The organism is Microbacterium sp. ZW CA_36 (assembly GCF_044987475.1).
Classification (GTDB): Bacteria; Actinomycetota; Actinomycetes; order Actinomycetales; family Microbacteriaceae; genus Microbacterium.
Genome location: NZ_JBJDRL010000073.1, coordinates 1 through 20424, shown reverse-complemented (window position 1 = coordinate 20424; position 20424 = coordinate 1). Strand labels below are relative to the sequence as shown.

Below are 20424 nucleotides of genomic sequence, written 5' to 3'. Positions count from 1 at the left end.
CCCCTGGCGAGGGCCTCGGCGCGGCGGCGGTCGACGCGCTCACCTCGGCCGCCGACCAGGTGCGCCCCGACGCCATCCTGGTGGCGCACTCGGTGGAGGGCCGCGAGGTCGCGGGCCGGTACGCCGCGCGCACCCGGTCCGGCCTCGCGGTCGATGCCGTCGGCGTCTCGCGCGACCCCGAAGGCGTGATCGCGCACCACTCGGTCTACGGCGGCGCCTACAACGTCGATGCCGCGGTCACGTGGGGGGCGCCGGTCATCACCATCCGTCAGGGATCGATGGATGCCCGCGCCGATGCCGTCGCCGGTGTCGAAGCCGAACCGCTCGAGGTGCGCGCCTCGGGTCGCCGTGCCGCAACGGTGACGTCGGTCGATGAGACGGTGGTGTCGTCGACGCGTCCGGAGCTGCGGGGTGCGACGAAGGTGGTGTCCGGCGGTCGCGGACTCGGCTCCGGCGACAAGTTCGCGCTCGTCGAGCAGCTCGCCGACGCTCTGGGCGCCGCCATCGGCGCCTCTCGCGCCGCGGTCGACGCCGGCTACGTGCCCTACTCGTACCAGGTCGGCCAGACAGGAGTGTCGGTGTCGCCCCAGCTGTACGTGGCGCTCGGCATCTCGGGCGCGATCCAGCACAAGGCCGGCATGCAGACCGCGAAGACGATCGTCGCGGTCAACAAGGACGCGGATGCCCCGATCTTCGAGATCGCGGACTTCGGCGTCGTCGGCGATCTGTTCCGGGTGGTGCCGCAGCTGATCGCTGCTCTCGAGGCGAAGAAGGCGTAACCCGGTATGGCGACGTTCGGTTCTGCGGTGCGGCGAGGACTGCCCCGCGTTCCCGGCGGCGAGCCGTGGCCGCCCGCCGGCACGGCGCCGGTGCCCGACGGCGACGGACGGGACGGCCCCGTCGCTGAGCCTGTGGAAGCGCCTGCGGGGGACGGCTCTTCGACAAGCTCAGAGACCGGTGGTGCGGGCGCTGGAGCGAGCGAGGCCGGCGTCGCGGCCCACACCCCGGTCGTTGAGCGAGCGAGGAACGTGGTCGTTGAGCGAGCTGGCGAGTCGAAACGCAGAGACGAAACGCCTCGAGCCACCGAGCAACCTCTGGTCGCGGCATCCGCCGGCGCCGCCCGGCGCATCCGTCGTGGCCTGCCGCGCGTGCCCGGTGGCGAGCCATGGCCGCCGGCATCCGTCGCCCCTGTTCAGGTGCCGCAAACGGTTGCCTCGGCGGCCGTTATCTCGCAGAACGTGACACCTGAAGCGGTGGGCACCGACGCTCAGGTGGCGCAATCGGTGGCTTCGGCGGCCGCGATCCCGCAGAACGTGACCCCCGAGCCCGCCGGAACGAACGCGGCGGCGTCCGGCGCGCGGCCCCTGCGTCGAGGCCTGCCGCGCGTGCCGGGCGGAGAGCCCTGGCCGCCTGCGGGCCTTGCGCCGAGCGGCCCGGCGGTCCCGGTCGTTGAGCGAGCGAGGAACGTGGTCGTTGAGCGAGCTGGCGAGTCGAAACGCAGAGACGAAACGCCCCGAACCGATGAGGATCTCGAGGTTCGCGACGTTTCACCCTCGGATGCTGTAGCGCCCCTCGCTCCACGAGCCGAAGCTCAACCGGCCGCGCCGACCTCTCCCGGGACGGTGACGGGAGTGCCGCTGTCCGAGCCGCTGCCCTTCCCGCGCACCGTGTGGGCGGGGGCGGCCGCACGCACGCGTCCCGAGCCGCCGGCGGAGCCGAAGCGGATCGGACCCTTCACGCGCGGCCAGTGGGCCGGTGCCGTCATCGTCGGCGGTGCAGGGCTCCTGTACGCCGCGGCCATGGCCGTGCTCGCGGTGCGGTGGCTGCTGTCGACGTCGTGGGGGGTCGGGTTCCTCGAGACATACCCGGGCGAGTACCACCTGCCCGAGGGCGCGCCGATCGGATTTCCCGCATGGCTCGGGTGGCAGCACTTCTTCAACGTGTTCCTGATGGTGCTCATCATCCGGTCGGGCCTGCGGGTGCGCACCGAGAAGCGGCCGACCGCGTTCTGGTCGCCGCGCAACAACGGCCGGCGCAAGATCAGCCTGAACCTGTGGTTCCACCAGTCGCTCGACATCCTGTGGCTGGTCAACGGCGTCGTCTTCGTGGTGCTGCTGTTCGTGACCGGCCAGTGGCTGCGCATCGTGCCCACCTCCTGGGAGGTGTTCCCGAACGCCGTGTCGGCGACGCTGCAGTACGTCTCGCTGGACTGGCCGACCGAGAACGGCTGGGTGAACTACAACTCGCTGCAGCAGCTCGCGTACTTCGCGACGGTGTTCATCGCCGCGCCGCTGGCGGCGATCACCGGCGTGCGCATGTCGGGCGTGTGGCCGAAGAACGCCGCCGGGCTGAACAAGGCCTATCCGGTGGAGTGGGCGCGCGCGGTGCACTTCCCGGTGATGCTCTACTTCGTCGCGTTCATCGCGGTGCACGTCTTCCTCGTGTTCGCCACCGGCGCGCTGCGCAACCTCAACCACATGTACGCCGCACAGGGCTCGGTCGATCCGGACGCGTACGCCGACAACTGGACGGGGTTCTGGTTCTTCGTCGCCTCGCTCGTCGTGATCGCGGTCGCGTGGATCGCTGCCCGCCCCCTCGTGCTCGCCCCCATCGCCCGCCTCTTCGGCAAGGTCTCCGGCCGCTGAGGATCGCTTGACGGGTCGGGTCGTTTCGTCTCTGCGTTTCGACTCGCAAGCTCGCTCAACGACCGGGGGCGCTGCCCGCGGGTTGTTGACCGGGGGAGCCCGAATGACCGAGACGCGCCGTGTTGTGCCGCGGTCGGGGCGTTTCGTCGCGCTCGTTCCTCCGCTGGCTCACCGACCGGGGCCTTGCCTGCCGGTCGTTGAGCGAGGGAGCGCCAGCGACGGAGACGAAACGCGCTGTGCCGCGGTCGGGGCGTTTCGTCTCTGCGTTTCGACTCGCAAGCTCGCTCAACGACCGCGTTCCTCGCTCGCTCAACGACCGGGGGCTCCCTGTCGAGAGGCACGCCCGAGGTCAGGACTCGACGAGGATGCCGGCGAGGTCGGCGAGCGCGGGTGCCATGAGCTGCAGCTGCTCGGATGAGATCGTCGCGCCGCGCAGTCCCGCCATGCCGACGACCTGATCGATGTCGGCGCCCCGCAGATCGACGTCGGTGAGCCGCGCGCCGTTGGCGTTCAGCGTGGCGATGCGGGTGGCCTCGAAGGCGACGCGGCGGGCCGAGGCATCCAGCAGGTCGACCTCGTCGATCGTGCAGTCGACGAACGCGACGTCGAGCAGCTCCGCGGCGCGCAGGTTGACGTAGCCGAGCTTGCAGCGCGTGAAGCGGATGCCGCGCCACCCGGTGTCGTACGCCTCGACGGACCCGAACCTGCTGTCCCTGACCTCGACGTCCCGCCAATCGCTGCGCGCTCCCGACGCGACGGGGATGTTCGCACCGACGAACACGGACTCCACCAGACGCGCACCGCGGAAGCCCCACGTGGCGACCTCGAGACCGTCGAAGCGGCACGCCTCGACCGTGTCGCCGACACCGAGCTCCCACGCGTCCAGGGCGACGTCGCTGTACGCGAGGCCCTCGAAGCCGGTGGACCCGAACTCCGTCGAGTCCCGCTCGGCGAGGCCGGACAGCGCGGCCTCGTCGAAATCGAACCGGGGGGCCTCTGTTCCGCTGCGTCCGCGCGGTGTCTTGGTTCGTGCTGCCACCACTGCACCCTAGCCCGCCGTCACGACACGAGCGCCGCCGCGTGCCATCCTGAGTCGCATGAGCCTCAGTCGCATCAGTCTGGTGATTCCTCCGGTGGGTCCGTGGCGCGCACAGGCCCGCTGGTACCGCTGGGCCGACGAGGTCGGCTACGACGTCGCCTACACCTACGACCACCTCACCCATGCGACGGCCCGCGGCGAGTGGCTGGGCGAGGCGTTCACCACCCTCACTGCGGCGGCGGGGGTCGCCGAGCGCATCCGGCTGGGGACCCTCGTCGCCTCCGCCGTCTTCCGCCGGCCGGTCGCGCTCGCGCGGGCGGCCATGACCGTCCAGGACATCTCCGAAGGGCGCCTCGTGCTCGGGCTCGGCCTGGGAGCGCCCCCGTGCGAGCTCGCCGATCGCGGCGAGAACTCGACCATGGGTGAGATGTCCGCGCGTTTCGCCGACGTCGTCGAGGGCTACCGGGCGGTGCTCGACGGCTCGACGCAGTGGCGTGGCAGGACGATGTCGTTCACAGGCCTCGAGACGACGGGCCGCCCGCAGGGCGTCGACGCTCCCGAGCTGCTGCTGGCCGCTCACGGGCCGCGGGCACTGGCGATGGCCGCGCGCTACGCCGACACGTGGAACACCTACGGCGGACCGGGGTCGACGCAGCTCGATGCCGACGAGTTCTGGCCGTTGATCGCGCAGCAGGCCGCCGGCTTCGCGGCGGAGTGCGATCGCGTCGGGCGCGACCCGTCGACCGTGCGGCGCTCGCTGCTGCTGGGCTTCGGCCGCGTGCGTCCGACCGCAGACGTCGACGCCTTCCTCGCGGCCGCAGAGCATGCGGCGAGCCTCGGTGTGGACGAGCTCGTCGTCTACAGCCCCGACTCGCCCGCCGGCATGGGCTCGGACCCGCGCGTGCACGAGCGGGCGCTCGCCCAGCTGCGCTGACGTCACGAGCACCCACGCCGCAGGGGACGTGCGCCGACCGCGTGGCCGGCCCGCAGGGGACGCGCGCCGACCGCGTGGCCGGGATCCGTGCGGGGGATAACCCGAAGACAAGACTCCGGCTGCCTCGGGCGCGCTCGGCGGCGCACGCGCCTACCGTAAGGGGCATGACCTCCTCGGACTCTCCTGCCGTTCGCCCGGTGACGCGGCCCGCCCAGGTGGCGGGCGCCATCGCGCAGCTCGCCGCGCTCGGCGTCATCGGCGTCGCGGCGTTCTCGCTGCTGTTCACGCTGCTGGGCCTCGGCATCGGACTGCTCTTCGTGCTCGGCATCGGCGTGCTCGTGCTCATCGCGCTCGTGTACGTGCTGTTCGGTCTCGGTTGGCTCGAGACCGCGCGTGTCGACGGCCTCTACGAGTTCGGGCTTCCCGCGATGCGGCCGCGCCGCAGCGGCCGCCCCGGATTCGGCGGCGCCATGCGGACGATCTGGATGCAGGCGATCGACCCCGCCACCTGGCGGGCGCTCGCGAACCTGGCGATCGCCACGATCCTCGGGTGGGTCGTCGTGGCGCTCGCCGGACTGCTGGTGTCGGGCGCCGTCCTGGCGTTCACGCCGCTGTTCGCCGAGTCGAGCTCGGTGCGACTGGCCCGCACCGGCATCGAGGTTCCGCTCTCGTGGGCGGTGCCTGTGGGGATCCTCGCAGTGCTCGTCGCCGCCGCCGGCCTCGTCGGCCTCGGTGTGCTCCACGGCATCATCGCGCGGGCCATCATGGTGCCCTCGCGCGAGGCGCAGCTGGCCGCCGCCGCGCGCGCGTCGAGTCAGCAGCACGCCGGTGCGGTCCGAGCCGCGGACGTCGAGCGCACCCGTATCGAGCGCGACCTCCACGACGGCGTCCAGCCTCGGCTGGTCTCGGTCGGCATGACGCTGGGCCTCGCGCAGCAGAAGATCGACGCCGACCCGGATGCCGCGAAGGCGCTGATCGCGGAGGCCCACACGTCGACCAAGGCGGCCATCACCGAGCTGCGACAGCTGGCCCGCGGCATCCACACGTCCGTCCTGGACGATCGCGGCCTCGATGCTGCGCTGTCGGCGCTCGTGGCTCGGTCGGTCGTGCCCGTGCACACCGACGTGCGCCTCGACGGGCGCTGCAGCCGCGAGACCGAGGCGGCCGCCTACTTCGTGATCGCCGAAGCGCTCACCAACGCCGCCAAGCACTCGCGGGCCACCGAGGTGCGGGTCGTCGCACGCCTGCGTGAGCCCGGCACCCTGTGGGCGCGCGTCGAGGACAACGGGGTAGGCGGCGCACGCGTCATCCCCGGCGGCGGGCTCGACGGAATCGTGAACCGCGTGCTGGCGGCCGGCGGCGAGGCACGCATCGACAGTCCCGCCGGTGGACCGACGAGCGTGGAGGTGAGCATCCCGTGCGCATCCTGATCTGCGAGGACTCGGCGCTGCTGCGCGCCGGCCTCGTCCGCGTGCTCGAGGACGCCGGTCACCAGGTGGTCGCGGCTCTCCCCGACGCCTCGCACCTCGACGAGACCGTCGACCGCACCGCCCCCGAGCTGTGCATCCTCGACGTGCGCCTGCCGCCGAAGTGGACCGACGAGGGCATCCGCGCCGCGCTGTCTCTGCGCGCGCGGCTGCCCGAGCTCGCCGTCCTCGTGCTGTCGCAGTACGTCGAGGAGCGCTACGCCGCCGACCTCATCTCGTCGAGCGGCGGCGCGCTCGGCTACCTCCTCAAGGACCGGGTCGCCGACGTCACGGACTTCCTCGAGGCGATCGAACGCATCGCCTCCGGTGCCACGGTGCTCGATCCGGAGGTCGTGGCGCAGCTGCTCAGCCGTCGCACGCGCGACGAACGGATGCTGCGCCTCACCGATCGCGAGGCCTCAGTGCTCGCGCTCATCGCTGAAGGCCGCTCCAACCAGGCGATCGCGAAGACGCTGCACGTCACCGAAGGCAGTGTCGAGAAGCACATCACCGCCGTCTTCCAGAAGCTCGACCTCGAACCCGACGAGTCGGGCAACCGCCGCGTCCTCGCCGCGATCGCCCACCTCGAGCACGGCGGCACGACGCCGCCCGCGCCGACACCTCCTTCGACGACACAGGGCGGCCGCGGGCCGCAGACAGGAACGAACCGATGAGCACGACCATGACGCCTCCTCCTGCGGCTCCCGAACGCACCGCCGAGGCCCCTCGGCCGCCCGCCGGCGGTTCGCGCGTCGTCGCGATCGTGATCATCGTGCTGGGTGCCATCGTGCTGCTGGGCACGATGACCTCGGCCGCGATCGGGACGATCGCGTCGGCATCCGTCCACACCTCGACGCGGTCGGTGGACGCCGCCGGCGTCGAAGACCTCGACATCGACACGGCGGCGGGCACGCTCCGCGTCGAGTTCACCGACGTGCAGGAGGCCGAACTCGAGGTGACCAGTTCATGGGGAGCGGACAACTGGCGGTTCGAGCGCGACGGCGACACGCTCGAGGTGTCATCGCCCGATCGGCTGGGCTGGTTCGGCTGGCGCGGGTGGTTCGGCGACGGGGGAGCGGACGCGGTGCTGCGGCTGCCGTCCTCCCTCGAGGGCATCGATGCGGACGTCTCGCTCGCGGCCGGCGAATTCGTGGTCGACGGCGAGTTCGGCGAACTCGACCTGTCGCTGGCGGCGGGGTCGTTCGACGTGTCGGGGTCGGCCCAGTCGCTGAGCGCCGACGTCAGCGCCGGCCGCGGGACACTCGAACTCGACGGTGTGAGCGAGGCCGGGCTGACGGTCAGCGCCGGCTCGCTCGATGCCGTCCTCACCGGTTCGCGGCCCGATGTCATTGAGGCCGACGTGAGCGCCGGCACCCTGCGGATGACCGTGCCGGAGGGCGACTACGACGTGACCTCCGACGTGTCGGCCGGCGAGTTCGAGAACGGCATCGGCTCGACGCCGGGCGCCTCGAGCACGATCCGGGTGCAGGTGTCGGCCGGTCAGGCAGTGCTGCAGTCCGGGCGCTGACTCGCTGAGGCTCTGACGCCTGAGGTGTCGCTGCACGCCCCGCCCCCAGCTGTGGGGGTTTGGGGCGTGTCGCGAGCGTTCGGGGCGTGCGGTGTGCGCCCCGAACGCGCGTGACGCGCCCCAAGCACGCGGCACGGGGTCGGGACGGGGTGGTCAGGCCGAGGAGGCGGCCGCTCCCGCGGCGAACCCCTCGGCGTAGGCCTCGTCGGCGCCGAGGCGGAACATGTCGCGCTCGAGCGGGCGCACGATCGACCGCGCGCCGGGAAGGTCCAGGGCTCCGACGAGGTCGGCGCGCCCGCGGACGACGGCCACCGGGCGGCGCGTGGCCTTGCCCTTGACGAGGTCGGCGGCCGCGGCCAGCTCGTCGGCCACGCAGGGCATGGTGACGACGAGCGGGCGGCCTTCGGCATCCGTCCCCCCGCGAAGGTCTTCGAACACCTGCACGCCGCCTGCGCCGATCGCGTGGTCGGTCTGACCCTCGCGCCAGGCGCGGCCCAGCGTGTCCGACACGATGACGCCGACCTCGACGCCGAGCCGCTCGCGCAGCCCCGCCGCGATCGCCCGGGCGGACGCATCGGGATCGACCGGCAGCAGCAGCACTGTGCCGTCCGGCGTGTTCGACGCATCGACTCCGGCGGCGGCCGACACCATGCCGAGGCGATTCTCGACGATCCGCGTCGTCGAGCCGTTGGGCGAGGTGCGGGATGCCACGACCCGCACGGTCTCGGCGGTGATGGCGTCCTCGCGGTCCTCGGCCTCGACGAAGCGGTCCTCGGCCTTCGACACGATCTTGGAGGTCACGACGAGGATGTCCCCGTCCGCGAGCTCGTCCCCCGCGACCTGCACGATGACATCGACGAGGTTGGCACCTGCCTGGATCTCGGGGATGCCTTCGAGGGGCCAGACGGTGAGCGCGGTGCGAGGCGGCATGGGTCCAGTCTTCCGGAAACTCGAGTGCCGGTCGTCGGCGAGTCTGCGAGCCGAACGCCTGTGATGCCTCCGAGGCGTTTCGGCTCGCTCGTTCCTCGCTCGCTCAACGACCGCGTGCAAGCGACGAGGGGGCGCGTCCGGCGAACCGGACACGCCCCCTCGCGAAAGCGGACAGCGGTGGATCAGCGCACGAAGCGCACCTCGGTGAGCGTCTCGCCGAGGAAGGGCTCGGTATGCGAGGCTCCGTCGAGCGTGAAGCCGTTTCGCGTGTAGAAGCGGTGCGCCCGCGGGTTGTCGTCGGCGACCCACAGGTACAGGCCCTCGGCGGGTTCGACGACCGCGTCGAACAGCTTCTGACCGATGCCGGTGCCGTGGAAGGAGTCCAGCAGGTAGATGAAGTACAGCTCGCGGAACCGCGGGGCGTCCTTGTCGCGGGCCGGACCCGAGCCGGCGAAGCCGACGATCTCGCCGTTCACGAGGGCGGCGAACATCTTGAACTCGGGACCCTGGACGGCCCAGTGGGTCCAGAGCTCGGCGAGGCGCTTGGGTGAGACCGCCTCCAGGGCGGCCTTGCTGATCAGGTGGTCGTACGTCTCGTGCCAGGCGGTCGCGTGAACGCGGCCGAGGGCCTCCGCGTCGACGTCGCGCACCGGACGGACGACGATGTCGGTCTGGGTTTCGGCTTCCATGGCCAGACTCTACGCGCGTCGGCGCGAGACCCGAAATCCGGCCAACGCCGGGTGAACACCGGGTGGCGAGCGGATGCCGCAGCTCTGGGTGGGTGGGCTCCGCGCCACCGGCTTGTGCGCGGCGGATGGACCGGTGAGGGCCCAGATGTCGGGAATCGACAATCGAATCGGCGGATCCGTCGAGGATCGCTACCATCGCACCTCGTGAACGTGATGTGGCGGACCCTGATCGTGATGCTCACCGCGCGCCGGCGCCTGCGCCGGGGCGGACGGCTCGGGCCGAGCGAGATCAGTCGCATCCGGCTCACCACGCTGCTCACCGACATCGACCTGCTGCGTCACATGAACAACGGCCGCTACCTGTCGCTGTTCGATCTCGGCCGCTGGGATCTTCTGGTGCGCACCGGGCTGTGGGACGTCATGAAGACGCGCGGCTGGTACGCGGTCGTGTCGAGCGAGACCGTCACCTTCCGCAAGTCGCTGAATCTGTGGCAGCGGTTCGATGTCGAGTCGCGCATGATCGGCCACGACGACAAAGCCGTCTACCTCGAGCACCGCGCTGTGGTCGGCGGCGAGGTCTACGCCCGCGCCATCATCCGGGCGCGGATGATGAAGCGCTCCGGAGGCACGCTCTCGCACGACGAGCTGTTCGCCGCCGTCGGTCGCCCCGAGGGGGTTCCGGAAGTCGACGAGTGGGTGCACGAGTGGGCGGCGGCATCCGCTCTCCCGCCGACGCGTGCGGAGGCGCCCAGCGTCTGGAACTGACCTCGGCTGCTAGACGGCGCCCGCGGGATGCTCGGGCTCGGGAACGAGCGTCAGACCACCGGGGGAGTTGGCGGCCTTGGTCAGCGCCTCGACCCAGGCCGGGTTGAGGCGCGGCTGGCGTCCGCCGAAGTACTCGAACGTCAGCGTGACGTTCGGGCTCAGCCAGATCGACGTGCGGCCGAGGCCGCTGCGCATCGGGTCGGTCCAGGTGAAGGGGAAGGCCTCGCCTCGCCGCAGCTTGGCCCAGATGACTGCCTGCAGGTGCGCGAGGATGCGGTCGTCGAAGGAGGCGGTGACCCGCGAGTCGTACGTGAGCGTTCCCATCGTCTCCACAGTAGCCGTCCGTCTGGCGGAACTGGGCCTGCGAGTGTGGCTCGGAACATGCGAGGCCGCATTGTACGCGTTTCGGGTGCCGTTGTCTGGTGTTGCGTGGATCGACCGCCTCGTCGACTCTGGGTGGATGGTCAGCTCGCCTCAACTCACTCGGGATCTGCGTGCGGCGCTCTCAGCCGGCGAGCTGTCGGTCGCGTTCCAACCGCAATTCGACCTCGGGGCATCCATCGCACCGCCCGGCGCGGCCCTTCCCGAGCCGGTCGCCGTGGAGGCGCTCTGCCGCTGGAACCATGCGCTGCTGGGTGCGGTGTCGCCCGAGCGGTTCATCCCGCTCGCGGAGGAGGCGGAGTTCCTCGACGAGATGGACGCGCACGTGTTCGCCCGCGCAGCGGCTCAGCTCGCACAGTGGCGGACGGAGGGTCACCTGCTCAGCCTTGCGGTGAACGCGTCGCCGGCGCATTTCTCATCGGACTACGCCGACGCGGTGCTCGCCCGGCTCGATGAGCTCGACCTCGATCCCGCCGTCGTGACGATCGAGATCACGGAGGCGCCCGCGCCGCAGCTGCGACCGCCGATGCTGTCCGCGATCCAGTCGCTCCACGCCGTCGGCGTCGCCATCTCGGTCGACGACTACGCGGCCGGCGACACCACCGTCGCCATGCTGGAGGCCATCCCCATCGACGAGGTCAAGATCGACCGATCGCTCACGCAGCGCACGGACGCCGCCGCGGACGACGCGATCGCCGCCGTGGTCGAGAGCAGCGGCGACCACGGCTGGCGAGTGGTCGCCGAGGGGATCGAGACCATCGCAGACCTGGAACGGTCACGCGCGCGGGGTTGCCACCGCGGCCAGGGCTACCTGTGGGGCCTCCCGCTGACGGCCGGCGAGATGGACACGCGGCTCGCGCAGATCTGACGATCCTCGCCAGGCATCTGACGATCCGCGCCAGGCAGGGTCGTCACGACGCCGATCCGCCTCGAGGCGGACGCGTGCTCAGAGCCCGTAGTCGGTCGTGTCGTCGGAGGGGTCGTCCGCCTGGCCGCTCGAATCGCCGACCTCGAACTGGGACCAGGTGACCGGCATCCCGGGTGAGAAGAGGATGTCGACGCCGGGGCCTCCGCGCAGCGGGGGGATGTTCACGTAGCCGCCCCCGGCCTTGATCGCCTCGAGGATCCTGCCCTTGAGCTCTGACACGGGGTCGGGGAGGAAATAGTCGCGTCCGTCGACGGTCAGTCGGTTCACGATCGCCATGGCCCCACAGTACCCGCCCATCGCCGCCGGTTAGGATCGAGCGGTGGGCACACTTCACTACGGCTCCCCGCCGGCCTCGTTCCAGATCGACGATCGAGCTCTCGCTCACGTCGAGCTCGTGGTGATGGCAAAGCTGCGCCGGCGCGAGAACCTGTCGTTCTCGCTGGTCGACGAGAAGACCTCCGTGCGGCAGGCGATGTGGATCTCACCGGTCACCACCCTGCGCTTCGAGTACGACGGCCCGATGCCCGAGATCAACCGGCTGTGGCTGCAGGATCTCGTCGACACCGCGAACTCCTCCAGCGGCCTGCGGCTCGTGCCGGAGCCGGAGCTCCCCTCACGCTAGACGCGTCCGCTCACGCTGAGATGCGTCCGCCGCCGTCTCGCTTCGCCCGGTACATCGCCGCATCTGCGGCATCCAGCAGTTCACCGGGTGAGCCGCCCCGCTCGGTGGCGACCATGCCCGCGGAGGCGTTCACCGAGATCTCGGTGCCGCGGACGACGATCGGCTCCCTGATGGCAGCCACCGCCCGGCCGGCGATCGCCGCCGCCTCGGCGGCTCCGGCGCCGACGCACACCATCACGAACTCGTCGCCGCCCAGCCGGACGACGGCGTCCGAACCTCGTGCCACGCCGCTCAGACGCCGGCCGATCGCCGCCAGAACCGCATCGCCCATCTCGTGCCCGTACGTGTCGTTGACGGCCTTGAAGTCGTCGAGGTCGAGGAACACGACGGCCAGCGGCTTGTCGGAGTTCTGCAGGAGCTCCTCCAGACGGTCGTCCAGGAAGCGGCGGTTGTGCAGGCCCGTCAGCGGGTCCCGCAGGGCGAGTTCCGCGAGTTCGGCCTGCGTGCGCGCCGCCATGGCCGAACGGATCTCCTCGCCCAGCTCGAACGCGTCCTGCGCGTGCTCGCCCCACGGCAGGCTGCGTCCGGTGACGCTCTCGCGCCAGGCCGAGAACGACCGTCGCGGCGAGAGCGGGTGATCGCGGTTCTCGGCGCGCTGGTCGCCGAGCCAGTCGACGGATCGCGCGACCTCGCTGCGGACGAACACGAGCAGGTCGCCCTCTCCTCCCAGCGGGACGATGAGCAGGCCCGTGACGTCGGGGATCTCGACGGCGAGCTCCGGCCGTTCGAGCGGGAGGGCCTCCCACACGAACCGGCCGACCTCGAGCTCGTCGACCACGGCGAACAGGCGGTCGGCCGGCGGGACGACGCCTACGGTGTGAACGAGGTCTCCGGTGCGCAGCAGGGCGCCGTCGGCCGGCACGACGTCGAGGACGGTGCGTGCGCCGCTCATGAGAACGCCTCCGACGTCGGCGCGACTGTAGAGCGGGGCGATGATCGAGATCCGCCGCTCACGGGCCTCGAGCTGCCGGCGCAGGCGATGGATCTGCTGGGCGGCGGCCAGCTGCGTGCCGACCTGCGAGGCCATGACCTCGAGCGCTCGCCGCAGGAGCACGGGGATCCGGCGGGGCGTTCGGTGCGCGCAGGTGAACATGCCCACCAGATGCTCGTCGATGACGATGCCGAACGACACCGTCGACGCCTGACCCATGTTGCGCATGAACTGCAGGTGGTGCGGCGAGACGGCCCGAAGCTCGGTGATGCCGAGATCCGCGGGAGCCGCCTCCGGCAGGAGGGTGTGCAGGGCGAGCCCCGGGTCCTCCGTGTCGGCGATCACCCTCGAGCGCTTCTCGATGTACAGGGCGCGCGCCTGGGAGGGGATGTCGGATGCCGGGAAGTGCAGCCCGAAGTAGGGCTCCATGTCGGGCTCGCGCTCATCGGCGACGATCTGGCCGTGGCCGTCCTCGTGGAACTGGTAGCACATGACGCGGTCGAAGCCGGTGATGTCCTTGATCTCGCGGGCCGCCCGCCGGCGCAGTTCGTCGGGATCGGAGACGCCGGACAGGCGCTGGATCGCGCTGACCACGCCGGTGCGGACGTAGTCGAGGTCGGGGACGACAGGCTCCAGCTCGAGGAGCAGCGGGGTCGTGCCGCGGTGTGCGATGACGTCGTACGCCCGGCCCTCGAAATCGGCACGAACCGGGTCCACCGCGACGCCCTCGCCGATCGCCCATGTCAGCTTGTCGCTTCCCGCCTCACGCAGGTCGCGGCCGAGCCAGTGCTCGACGTTCTCGCTGGCCACGACGACGACACCGGTCGGCTCGTCGACGCCGAAGAGGATCCCATGCGATTGGATCCTCCCGATGGCGCGGATCGGCTCGGTCGCGCACTCTTGCAGCCGCAGCTGCTCCGCGGCATCGCGTGAGTGGTCGCCATCGAATATCCGGAAAGAGAGGTCGGTCAACGCATGCCCTTCGGTGCATGGGGGGAAACGGGGGAACTGCGTTGGCGAGGTTCTCAATCATATGCGTGACCCCGCTCGGCGTCGAAGTGTTCTCCACACCGGCTGGTGCGGCCGCTAGCGCACGGCGATCCGCGGCGCAAGCGGTTTGCCCGACCGGTCCGGGTGCTGTTGCGTGGACGATCGAGGCGCCGGCGATCCCGCCGGCGCGGGAGGGGAGGAGTGCGCCGTGGATACGACCACCCTTATCTGGATCATCGTCGGCATCGCCATCGTGCTCATCGTCGTCGTCGTCGCCCTGCTGGTGACGGCACGGGGGCGCCGCGCGCGTCGGGTGGAGCAGCAACACGACCGCGCCGAGAAGCTCCGCGCGGACGCCCGGGAGACCGAGCTCCAAGCGCGCGAGCACGAGGCCGAGGCGGCCCGCGCGCGTGCGGACGCCGCAGCGGCCGCTGCGGCGGCGGAGGCGGCGAAGGCCCGCGCCGCCGAGGCGTCGATCGACGCCGAGCGCCGAGCCGGAACGATCGACGATCACCGCTCGGAAGCCGAGAAGCTGCGCGAGCAGCAGGCCGAGACGCTGCGCAAGGCGGACGACGTCGACCCGTACGTCGGTGACGACGCTCGTTCCGCCACGGCAGGCCGCGCCGCCGTCGGTGATGACCGTGCGGCGGTCCGCGATGGAGCCACCGTCGACGACCGTGCGGCGGTACGCGATGGAAGCACCGTCGACGACCGTGCGGCGGTCCGCGATGGCGACGTCGTAGACGACCGCGCCGCCGTCCGCGACGCCGGCACGGTCGACGAGCGCACCACCGCGGACGAGCAGATCACGCGGCCTCCGGCGCCGCAGACGCGAACCGACCGAGCCTGACACGCACGTCGAGCACGACGGCACGTCGCCCGCTAGCGTGGGTGCGTGATCGCCGTGCTCGACGTGCTCCGCACCGCGGGCCGCCTGCTGTGGCGGCACTGGCCGGTGCTGCTCGCGTGGTACGCGGCGGGCGTGCTCGGTCGGTATGTCGTGATCGAGGCGGCGGGATTCGTCGGTGCCTACAACGCCGTCGCCGGATCCCTGCTGCTGCCGCTGGCGATCCTCTCGCGACTGGTGGCACTCGTCGCAATGCTCCTCGTCGTGCGGGACGGGATGCGGCAGCTCGACGAGATCTCACCGCTGCCCGAGGACGCGGCGACGCGTCGCCGGCAGTTCACGGACGCGCTCCTGGCCGGCATCCTGCCGTTCTTCGCGTTCTACGCGGCGTGGGGATTCCTGCGCGAGGATGCTGCGGCGTACTCGGCTCGTGCACTCGAGGTGAGCGCGGGACTGAACTTCGCGGCGATCGTGGACGAGACCGATGCGGCGGGCGACGGCCTGGCGGGTGCGCTGACCCTCACTCCGGTGACGTTCGCGATCGTGGTGGTGGCGTTCGCGCTGCGGTGGGTGCTGAAGCGCTCTCGCGAACGACTGCCGCGATGGTTCGGCGTCGTCGCCGCGTACCTCGAGGCCGTCTGGGTGTATTTCGCGGCCCTCGTCCTGTCCGTCGCGATCGAGTCCGTCGCCGGCTGGGTGCAGACACGACAGGGGATGGTGTGGCTTGACGACTTCCGGGCCACCGTCTCGTCGGCGTTCGCGCCGCTCGCGTGGGTCTGGGAGGGCATCGAGTGGTTCGTCGGCGAAGCCGGCGGCATCATTCTGCTGCCGCTCGCGTGGCTCACGATCGCCGGCGTCGTGTACGGGCAGGCCGTCGCGCCCGAGCCCGTGCCCGCCGACTCGCTCGGAGGCGAGGTCGGAGCACGCCTTCGCAGCCGCTACCGCTCGCTTCCGGGGCGGCTCCGTGCGCGCCTGGGCGACATCTGGGCGGACCTCGTGTCGCGGTTCACCCCGATCGGCGACGCGATCGTGCTCATGTGGCGCGCGGGCCCGGTCCTCATCGGCGGCTTCGTGCTGCTCTACACGGTGCTCCTCGCCGTGCAGGGATGGGCGGAGTGGGGTCTGCTGCGACTTGTCGGCCCGCACGACCTCGACAAGTTCTGGCTGGTGTTCGATCAGGTGATCTTCCTCGTCGTCCCGGTGCTGATCGAGCCCATCCGCATCGCGCTGGTGGCGGGCGGCTATGACGCCGTCATCGGCCGCCTCGTCTCGCGCCGCGCCGCCGCCGCGCCCTCGAGTGAGCCGGCGCCTGCCGCGCCCTCCGGGGCAGCGGATGCATCTGCCTGATCAGGGCTCGACGATGAAGCGGACGTTCTCCGGCCAGAGGTCCGCCGATATGACGTCCACCGCGAATGGGCCGGCGGCGTCCTGCGGCACGACATAGCGCACGTCGAGTGTGTACGGTTCGGTCACGTCGGACGAGCAGGATGCCGGACGCAACGGGTCCCAGTCCGTGGTGAGCGAGGAGGTGTCGGCATCCCACTCGCGGTTCGCCCCCTGCAGCTCGCGGAGCATCGGCTCCGCGCACGCGAGCTCCGATGCTCGGGGGTCGATGTCGATCTGAACCCTCAGGACCCGCGCGTCGCGCGGCGCGAGCGGGTCGTCGACGAACTCCGCCACCGCGGGACCTACGACCGCTTCCCCGTAGCTGGTGTGCTGTCCCTGTTCGAGCACGGCGGGGACGGCCGGCGCGCCGGAGTTGGCTTCGCTCCACTCGTGCCAGGCGACGGTCGCCGCCAGCGCGGGAACGAGGATCACCAGCACGCCGACCGCCACCGCGTTCCTGCGCCACCACCCGCTCACAGGTTCGCCCATCCGGTCTCGGGGAGCTCGTCGCTCGGCGCGGTGGGCACCGCGCCGAGGTCGAACTCCAGGACGATCATCGAGTCGAGCCGGCGGTCGGATGACAGTGCGAGCTCGAGAGTGGCGTCACCCGAGTCCAGGTCGGCCGGCAGCTCGAACGCCAGACCGCCGCCGATCGGAACGCCGGCTGACAGTTGTTCCCTGAACAGCGAGTCCGGCCGCTCGCTCGCGCCGTAGCGGACGCCGTCGACGACCAGCTCGGCGTGATTCAGGCTCACGAGAACCTCCGACGTCACGGATGCGACATCGAGATCGACGACGATCCAGTTCCCCTCCGCGGACCAGTCGCCGGCGTGCAGCTCCGACGTGCGGCGGACGTCGCTGATCGTGGCGGCGATGTTGCGGCCGACAGCCTCCTCGCCGACGGCCGCGATCAGCGGCATGGGCGCCTGGATCTGCTCCTCTCCGGGCGTGACGAGTGCGACGAACCACGCGACCACGACGAGCCCCGCTCCGACCGACCACGCCGCCCAGCGGGGGAGGGTGCGATCAGCCCTGGCCATCGGCATCCTCCGCGTCCGCACCGGCACCCACGTCCTCGACCTCCACGGTGACGACCGCGTCGCGCACCGGGTCGATCCACCATTGGCCGGTCGTGACGAACGAACCGGTGTACAGCGATCGTGCATACAGCGTGACGGGCACCTCGTCGCCGGCTGCGAACGCGTCGGCGGGGACGGCCCACGCGAAGACGATCCGTGCGGGAACGTGCGGCTGCAGCCGGGGGCTGATCGTCGTGTCGTCGTACCGCGCGGCGCTGACTTCGGTGTCGATGCCCTCCACCGTGAGCGAGCTCCCGACGCCGCCGGCACCCGCGGTCACCGGACGATCCCACTCGTTCTCGACGTCGGCGACGACGGCGAAGACACGCTCGCCGGGCTCGGTGAAGACGCCCGCGTCGGGCAGTTCGTCGATGAGGACCGCCCGCTGCACCGTGAGCGATCGTTCGGCCGTGATGTGTGCGTCCCCCGGCTCGAGACTCGCGGGCGCAGGCGCCGCCGCCGTGGCGAGCCCGCCGAAGGCCGCGGTGACGAGCAGGAATGCTCCGGTGGCGATGCCCGCGAACCATCTGGTCGGGACCCGATCGGTCGCCGCGCGCACCCAGGCGAACCGACGCTTCGGCTCGGCAGGGGTGGTCGGCGACTCGGACACGAGGCCAGCCTAGGGCGAGAGCGGCCGGGCCCCGGATGCCGCGGGGAAGGCGTCGCGCAGCGCGCGACGCACCTCGAGGATGCCGGCCCGAGCCTGGGACGCCGTGCGCTGGGCGCTGAAGATCTCGCGCGTCGGCCGCCCAGGTAGATCGAGCAGCGCCACCGGTGGACGCGCCCCCGCCCAGAGGAGATCCGGCAGCACGGCGGCGGCCTGGCCCGCGGCCACGAGTCGGGCGTGCGCGGAGAGATCGGCGAGCTCGTAGCGCACGTCGGGCTCGTAGCCGGCAGCTCGGCACTGCTGCACCGCCCACAGCCGTGCCGCCGTGCCCGCGGGCTCCATCACCCACGGCCGCTCACGCAGGTCGCCGAGCGAGCGGGCCGGATCGGCGGGACCCACGGCGATGCGGATCGGATCGATGCCGAGCGTCTCGCGGTCCAAGCCGTCGGTGTGCGCGCGCGTGTGCCCGGGGTACTGCTCGGCGATGACGAGATCGACGCCGCGGGCCGTCAGCTCGAACAGCCCGAGCTCGGGCGGCATCTCGACGAGCTCGACGCGCAGTTGCGGAGCACGGACGGCCAGCAGGGCGAGCGCGGCGGGAACGATCGCGAGCGCCGCGGTCTGCATCACTGCGACGCGCACTGGCGCGAGCCCGGGGTGCAGCGACTCGAGCTCGCCACGGGCGCGCTCGTCGAGGTCGAGTGCGCGAGCCGCGTGGGCGGCGAGGACGTGCCCGTGCTCGGTGAGTCGCACCCGGCGGCCCTCCGGCTCGAGGAGGGTCACACCGGCCTCCTTCTCGAGCAGCGCCAGCTGCTGCGAGATCGTCGACGGGCTGTACGAGAGCGCGTCGGCGACGGCGGTGAGGGTGCCGCGCAGCGCGAGCTCATGCAGCAGGCGCAGGCGTCGCAGCTCGAACATCGGCATCCCATCGAGAATATCGAACGATACTGATCGTAGATCATCGCTTTTCACGAATGAATGGATGCCGCACCCTTGACCTCATGCAGCAAGTTGACCGTGCAATGCCCGGGGACGCGCAGGCTGGGCACGTCGAGGTGCAGGCTGGACTCACGGAGTCGATCGATGTGACGTCTGGAGTGCGCATGCAAGACGGAGTCGAGGAGCGTCTGGCCGCCGAGGCGGTGGCGCTCGCGCAGCGATGGGTGTCCGAGAGCGCCGAGGTCGAGGTCGACCCGGCGGCCGAACGGCTCGCCGGCGTGCTGAAGGACCCCAACGGGCTGCCGTTCACGATCGGCTTCGTGGACGGCGTCATGCGGCCCGAGAGCCTCTCGGCCGCGGCATCCCATCTGCACCGCGTCGCGCCGCTCGTGCCCGACTTCCTGCCGTGGCACCTGCGCGGCGCCGTCCGGCTCGGTGGCGCGGTCGCGCCCGTGCTGCCGTCGCCGGTCGTGCCGATCGCGCGGCGAGTGCTGCGCGGCATGGTCGGCCACCTCGTCGTCGACGCGCGCCCCGACAAGCTCGGGCCGGCCATCGCGACGCTGCGCGAGAGCGGGGCGCGGCTCAACCTCAACCTCCTGGGCGAGGCGGTGCTCGGCGAGAAGGAGGCGCTGCGACGGCTCGAGGGCATCCACGAGCTCATCCGCCGTCCCGACGTGGACTACGTGTCGGTCAAGGTCTCCGCCATCGCCAGCCACATCTCGATGTGGGCGTTCGACGAGGTCGTCGACAAGGTCGTCGAGCGACTGCGTCCGCTGTACCTCACCGCCGCGACCGATGGCACGTTCATCAACCTCGACATGGAGGAGTACCGCGACCTCGATCTCACGATCGCCGTGTTCACGCGGCTGCTCGAAGACCCGCGGCTGCGCCTGCTCGAGGCGGGCATCGTGCTGCAGGCGTACCTGCCGGACGCGCTGCCGGCGCTCGAGCAGCTCACAGCCTGGGCGCAGCAGCGTGTCGCCGCCGGCGGAGCGCGCATCAAGGTGCGCCTCGTGAAGGGCGCGAACCTGGCGATGGAGCGCGTGGACGCGATCATGCACGACTGGAGCCTCGCCACCTACGGCGAGAAGGTCGACTCGGACGCCAACTACATCCGGTGCCTGCGCTACGCGCTGCAGCCGGCGCGCACCGCCGCCGTGCGCATCGGCGTTGCGGGCCACAACCTCTTCGACATCGCCTACGCGTGGCTGCTCGCCCGATCGCGCTCGCTGAGCCTGAGCGGCGCGTCGCCGGATGTGGAGTTCGAGATGCTCCTCGGCATGGCGCAGGGCCAGGTGCAGGCGGTCACGCGCGAGGTCGGCCACGTGCTGCTGTACGTCCCGGTCGTGCGTCCCGACGAGTTCGACGTGGCGATCAGCTACCTCGTGCGCCGCTTGGAGGAGAACGCGTCCAGCGACAACTTCCTCTCGGCCGCGTTCGACCTGGCCGACGAGCCCGCGATGTTCGAGCAGGAGCGCGACCGCTTCCTCGGCTCGCTCGCGCGCGCCGGCGACGCCGGGCTCGCCACCGGGCCGAACCGATCGCAGGACCGTGCCGCCGAGGAGGCCGCAGCGACCGCGGCCGACGGAGCCGAGTCGATCGACCGCACCGACTCGCCGCGGGCGCAGGCGCGCCTGCGCCCGCGGCGAGTCGGTGCG

Annotated in this window: 21 protein-coding genes and 1 pseudogene; 12 read left to right on the top strand and 10 right to left on the bottom strand. The window is 71.4% G+C overall.

From position 1 onward, the window contains the following. Positions 1–779: electron transfer flavoprotein subunit alpha/FixB family protein (locus tag ACI3KX_RS19505; protein ID WP_404910769.1), on the top strand; the 779-nt coding region annotated here is incomplete at its 5' end. 471 nt (positions 780–1250) lie between these two features. After that, a pseudogene (locus ACI3KX_RS19500) lies at positions 1251–2645 on the top strand (cytochrome b/b6 domain-containing protein); the annotation flags it as partial. Between the two features lie 349 nt (positions 2646–2994). Here the strand turns inward: ACI3KX_RS19500 and ACI3KX_RS19495 are convergent. Then, the gene (locus tag ACI3KX_RS19495; protein ID WP_404910768.1) at positions 2995–3684 is read right to left on the bottom strand and encodes a pentapeptide repeat-containing protein; all 690 of its coding nucleotides are present in this window, start codon (positions 3682–3684) and stop codon (positions 2995–2997) included. Positions 3685–3742: 58 nt separating this feature from the next. Between ACI3KX_RS19495 and ACI3KX_RS19490 the strand changes: the two genes are divergently transcribed. The 4 genes from ACI3KX_RS19490 (at position 3743) to ACI3KX_RS19475 (ending at position 7612) form a co-directional block, all read left to right on the top strand. Further along, positions 3743–4618, top strand: a complete 876-nt coding sequence (locus ACI3KX_RS19490) for an LLM class flavin-dependent oxidoreductase (RefSeq protein WP_404910767.1) — start codon at positions 3743–3745, stop codon at positions 4616–4618. Between the two features lie 164 nt (positions 4619–4782). Next, entirely contained in the window at positions 4783–6048 is a 1266-nt protein-coding gene (locus ACI3KX_RS19485; RefSeq protein WP_404910766.1) for a histidine kinase, read from the top strand. Next, positions 6036–6758: a response regulator transcription factor gene (locus tag ACI3KX_RS19480; RefSeq protein ID WP_349425356.1), complete on the top strand. Its 723-nt coding sequence runs from the start codon at positions 6036–6038 to the stop codon at positions 6756–6758. Before ACI3KX_RS19485 ends, ACI3KX_RS19480 begins: the two co-directional genes overlap by 13 nt. Then, entirely contained in the window at positions 6755–7612 is an 858-nt protein-coding gene (locus ACI3KX_RS19475; protein ID WP_404910765.1) for a hypothetical protein, read from the top strand. Before ACI3KX_RS19480 ends, ACI3KX_RS19475 begins: the two co-directional genes overlap by 4 nt. Positions 7613–7765: 153 nt before the next feature. On the opposite strand, the gene cofE is transcribed toward ACI3KX_RS19475, so the two are convergent. After that, on the bottom strand, positions 7766–8542 hold the full coding sequence (gene cofE, locus ACI3KX_RS19470) for a coenzyme F420-0:L-glutamate ligase (RefSeq protein ID WP_404910764.1): 777 nt from the start codon (positions 8540–8542) through the stop codon (positions 7766–7768). Between the two features lie 182 nt (positions 8543–8724). Continuing rightward, positions 8725–9231, bottom strand: coding sequence for a GNAT family N-acetyltransferase (locus ACI3KX_RS19465; RefSeq protein WP_349425353.1), 507 nt, complete (start codon positions 9229–9231; stop codon positions 8725–8727). A 204-nt stretch (positions 9232–9435) separates the two neighbouring features. Here ACI3KX_RS19465 and ACI3KX_RS19460 point away from each other — a divergent pair, with 204 nt between their 5' ends. Further along, the gene (locus ACI3KX_RS19460; protein ID WP_349425352.1) at positions 9436–9996 is read left to right on the top strand and encodes a thioesterase family protein; all 561 of its coding nucleotides are present in this window, start codon (positions 9436–9438) and stop codon (positions 9994–9996) included. Between the two features lie 9 nt (positions 9997–10005). Here ACI3KX_RS19460 and ACI3KX_RS19455 read toward each other — a convergent pair whose 3' ends face one another. Next, a complete protein-coding gene (locus tag ACI3KX_RS19455) occupies positions 10006–10320 on the bottom strand; it encodes an ATP-dependent DNA ligase (protein WP_404910763.1) in 315 nt (104 codons plus the stop codon). A gap of 136 nt (positions 10321–10456) precedes the next feature. Between ACI3KX_RS19455 and ACI3KX_RS19450 the strand changes: the two genes are divergently transcribed. Next, a complete protein-coding gene (locus ACI3KX_RS19450; RefSeq protein WP_363355088.1) occupies positions 10457–11245 on the top strand; it encodes an EAL domain-containing protein in 789 nt (262 codons plus the stop codon). Positions 11246–11323: 78 nt separating this feature from the next. Here the strand turns inward: ACI3KX_RS19450 and ACI3KX_RS19445 are convergent, their stop codons facing one another. Then, positions 11324–11581: a hypothetical protein gene (locus tag ACI3KX_RS19445; RefSeq protein ID WP_349425350.1), complete on the bottom strand. Its 258-nt coding sequence runs from the start codon at positions 11579–11581 to the stop codon at positions 11324–11326. Between the two features lie 43 nt (positions 11582–11624). On the opposite strand from ACI3KX_RS19445, the gene ACI3KX_RS19440 reads away from it, so the two are divergent. Beyond that, complete coding sequence (locus ACI3KX_RS19440; protein ID WP_301115050.1) at positions 11625–11927, top strand: hypothetical protein; 303 nt, start codon at positions 11625–11627, stop codon at positions 11925–11927. A 10-nt stretch (positions 11928–11937) separates the two neighbouring features. On the opposite strand, the gene ACI3KX_RS19435 is transcribed toward ACI3KX_RS19440, so the two are convergent. After that, a complete protein-coding gene (locus ACI3KX_RS19435) occupies positions 11938–13890 on the bottom strand; it encodes a diguanylate cyclase domain-containing protein (RefSeq protein ID WP_404910762.1) in 1953 nt (650 codons plus the stop codon). A 226-nt stretch (positions 13891–14116) separates the two neighbouring features. Between ACI3KX_RS19435 and ACI3KX_RS19430 the strand changes: the two genes are divergently transcribed. Together ACI3KX_RS19430 and ACI3KX_RS19425 are read left to right on the top strand one after the other, a co-directional pair. Continuing rightward, a complete protein-coding gene (locus ACI3KX_RS19430) occupies positions 14117–14758 on the top strand; it encodes a hypothetical protein (RefSeq protein ID WP_404910761.1) in 642 nt (213 codons plus the stop codon). Between the two features lie 45 nt (positions 14759–14803). Continuing rightward, on the top strand, positions 14804–16102 hold the full coding sequence (locus ACI3KX_RS19425; RefSeq protein WP_404910760.1) for a hypothetical protein: 1299 nt from the start codon (positions 14804–14806) through the stop codon (positions 16100–16102). Here the strand turns inward: ACI3KX_RS19425 and ACI3KX_RS19420 are convergent, their stop codons facing one another. From ACI3KX_RS19420 to ACI3KX_RS19405, 4 genes are read right to left on the bottom strand one after another with little or no spacing between them, the layout of a single operon-like run. After that, positions 16103–16630 (bottom strand): hypothetical protein, encoded by a 528-nt coding sequence (locus ACI3KX_RS19420; RefSeq protein ID WP_363355079.1) that lies wholly within the window; start codon positions 16628–16630, stop codon positions 16103–16105. Continuing rightward, positions 16615–17181 (bottom strand): hypothetical protein, encoded by a 567-nt coding sequence (locus tag ACI3KX_RS19415; RefSeq protein WP_404910759.1) that lies wholly within the window; start codon positions 17179–17181, stop codon positions 16615–16617. The genes ACI3KX_RS19420 and ACI3KX_RS19415 overlap by 16 nt, the downstream gene beginning before the upstream one ends. After that, positions 17168–17830, bottom strand: coding sequence for a hypothetical protein (locus ACI3KX_RS19410; protein ID WP_363355075.1), 663 nt, complete (start codon positions 17828–17830; stop codon positions 17168–17170). The genes ACI3KX_RS19415 and ACI3KX_RS19410 overlap by 14 nt, the downstream gene beginning before the upstream one ends. Before the next feature lie 9 nt (positions 17831–17839). After that, positions 17840–18745 (bottom strand): LysR family transcriptional regulator, encoded by a 906-nt coding sequence (locus tag ACI3KX_RS19405; RefSeq protein ID WP_404910770.1) that lies wholly within the window; start codon positions 18743–18745, stop codon positions 17840–17842. Between the two features lie 185 nt (positions 18746–18930). Here ACI3KX_RS19405 and ACI3KX_RS19400 point away from each other — a divergent pair. Then, positions 18931–20424: proline dehydrogenase family protein (locus ACI3KX_RS19400; protein WP_404910758.1), on the top strand; the 1494-nt coding region annotated here is incomplete at its 3' end.

Excerpts from the sequence above, each read along its gene's own strand:
- ACI3KX_RS19490 (WP_404910767.1), top strand. The coding sequence starts at position 3,743 with ATGAGCCTCAGTCGCATCAGTCTGGTGATTCCTCCGGTGGGTCCGTGG.
- ACI3KX_RS19485 (WP_404910766.1), top strand. The coding sequence starts at position 4,783 with ATGACCTCCTCGGACTCTCCTGCCGTTCGCCCGGTGACGCGGCCCGCC.
- ACI3KX_RS19475 (WP_404910765.1), top strand. The coding sequence starts at position 6,755 with ATGAGCACGACCATGACGCCTCCTCCTGCGGCTCCCGAACGCACCGCC.
- cofE (WP_404910764.1), bottom strand. The coding sequence starts at position 8,542 with ATGCCGCCTCGCACCGCGCTCACCGTCTGGCCCCTCGAAGGCATCCCC.
- ACI3KX_RS19465 (WP_349425353.1), bottom strand. The coding sequence starts at position 9,231 with ATGGAAGCCGAAACCCAGACCGACATCGTCGTCCGTCCGGTGCGCGAC.
- ACI3KX_RS19455 (WP_404910763.1), bottom strand. The coding sequence starts at position 10,320 with ATGGGAACGCTCACGTACGACTCGCGGGTCACCGCCTCCTTCGACGAC.
- ACI3KX_RS19450 (WP_363355088.1), top strand. The coding sequence starts at position 10,457 with ATGGTCAGCTCGCCTCAACTCACTCGGGATCTGCGTGCGGCGCTCTCA.
- ACI3KX_RS19445 (WP_349425350.1), bottom strand. The coding sequence starts at position 11,581 with ATGGCGATCGTGAACCGACTGACCGTCGACGGACGCGACTATTTCCTC.
- ACI3KX_RS19420 (WP_363355079.1), bottom strand. The coding sequence starts at position 16,630 with ATGGGCGAACCTGTGAGCGGGTGGTGGCGCAGGAACGCGGTGGCGGTC.
- ACI3KX_RS19415 (WP_404910759.1), bottom strand. The coding sequence starts at position 17,181 with ATGGCCAGGGCTGATCGCACCCTCCCCCGCTGGGCGGCGTGGTCGGTC.
- ACI3KX_RS19405 (WP_404910770.1), bottom strand. The coding sequence starts at position 18,745 with ATGTTCGAGCTGCGACGCCTGCGCCTGCTGCATGAGCTCGCGCTGCGC.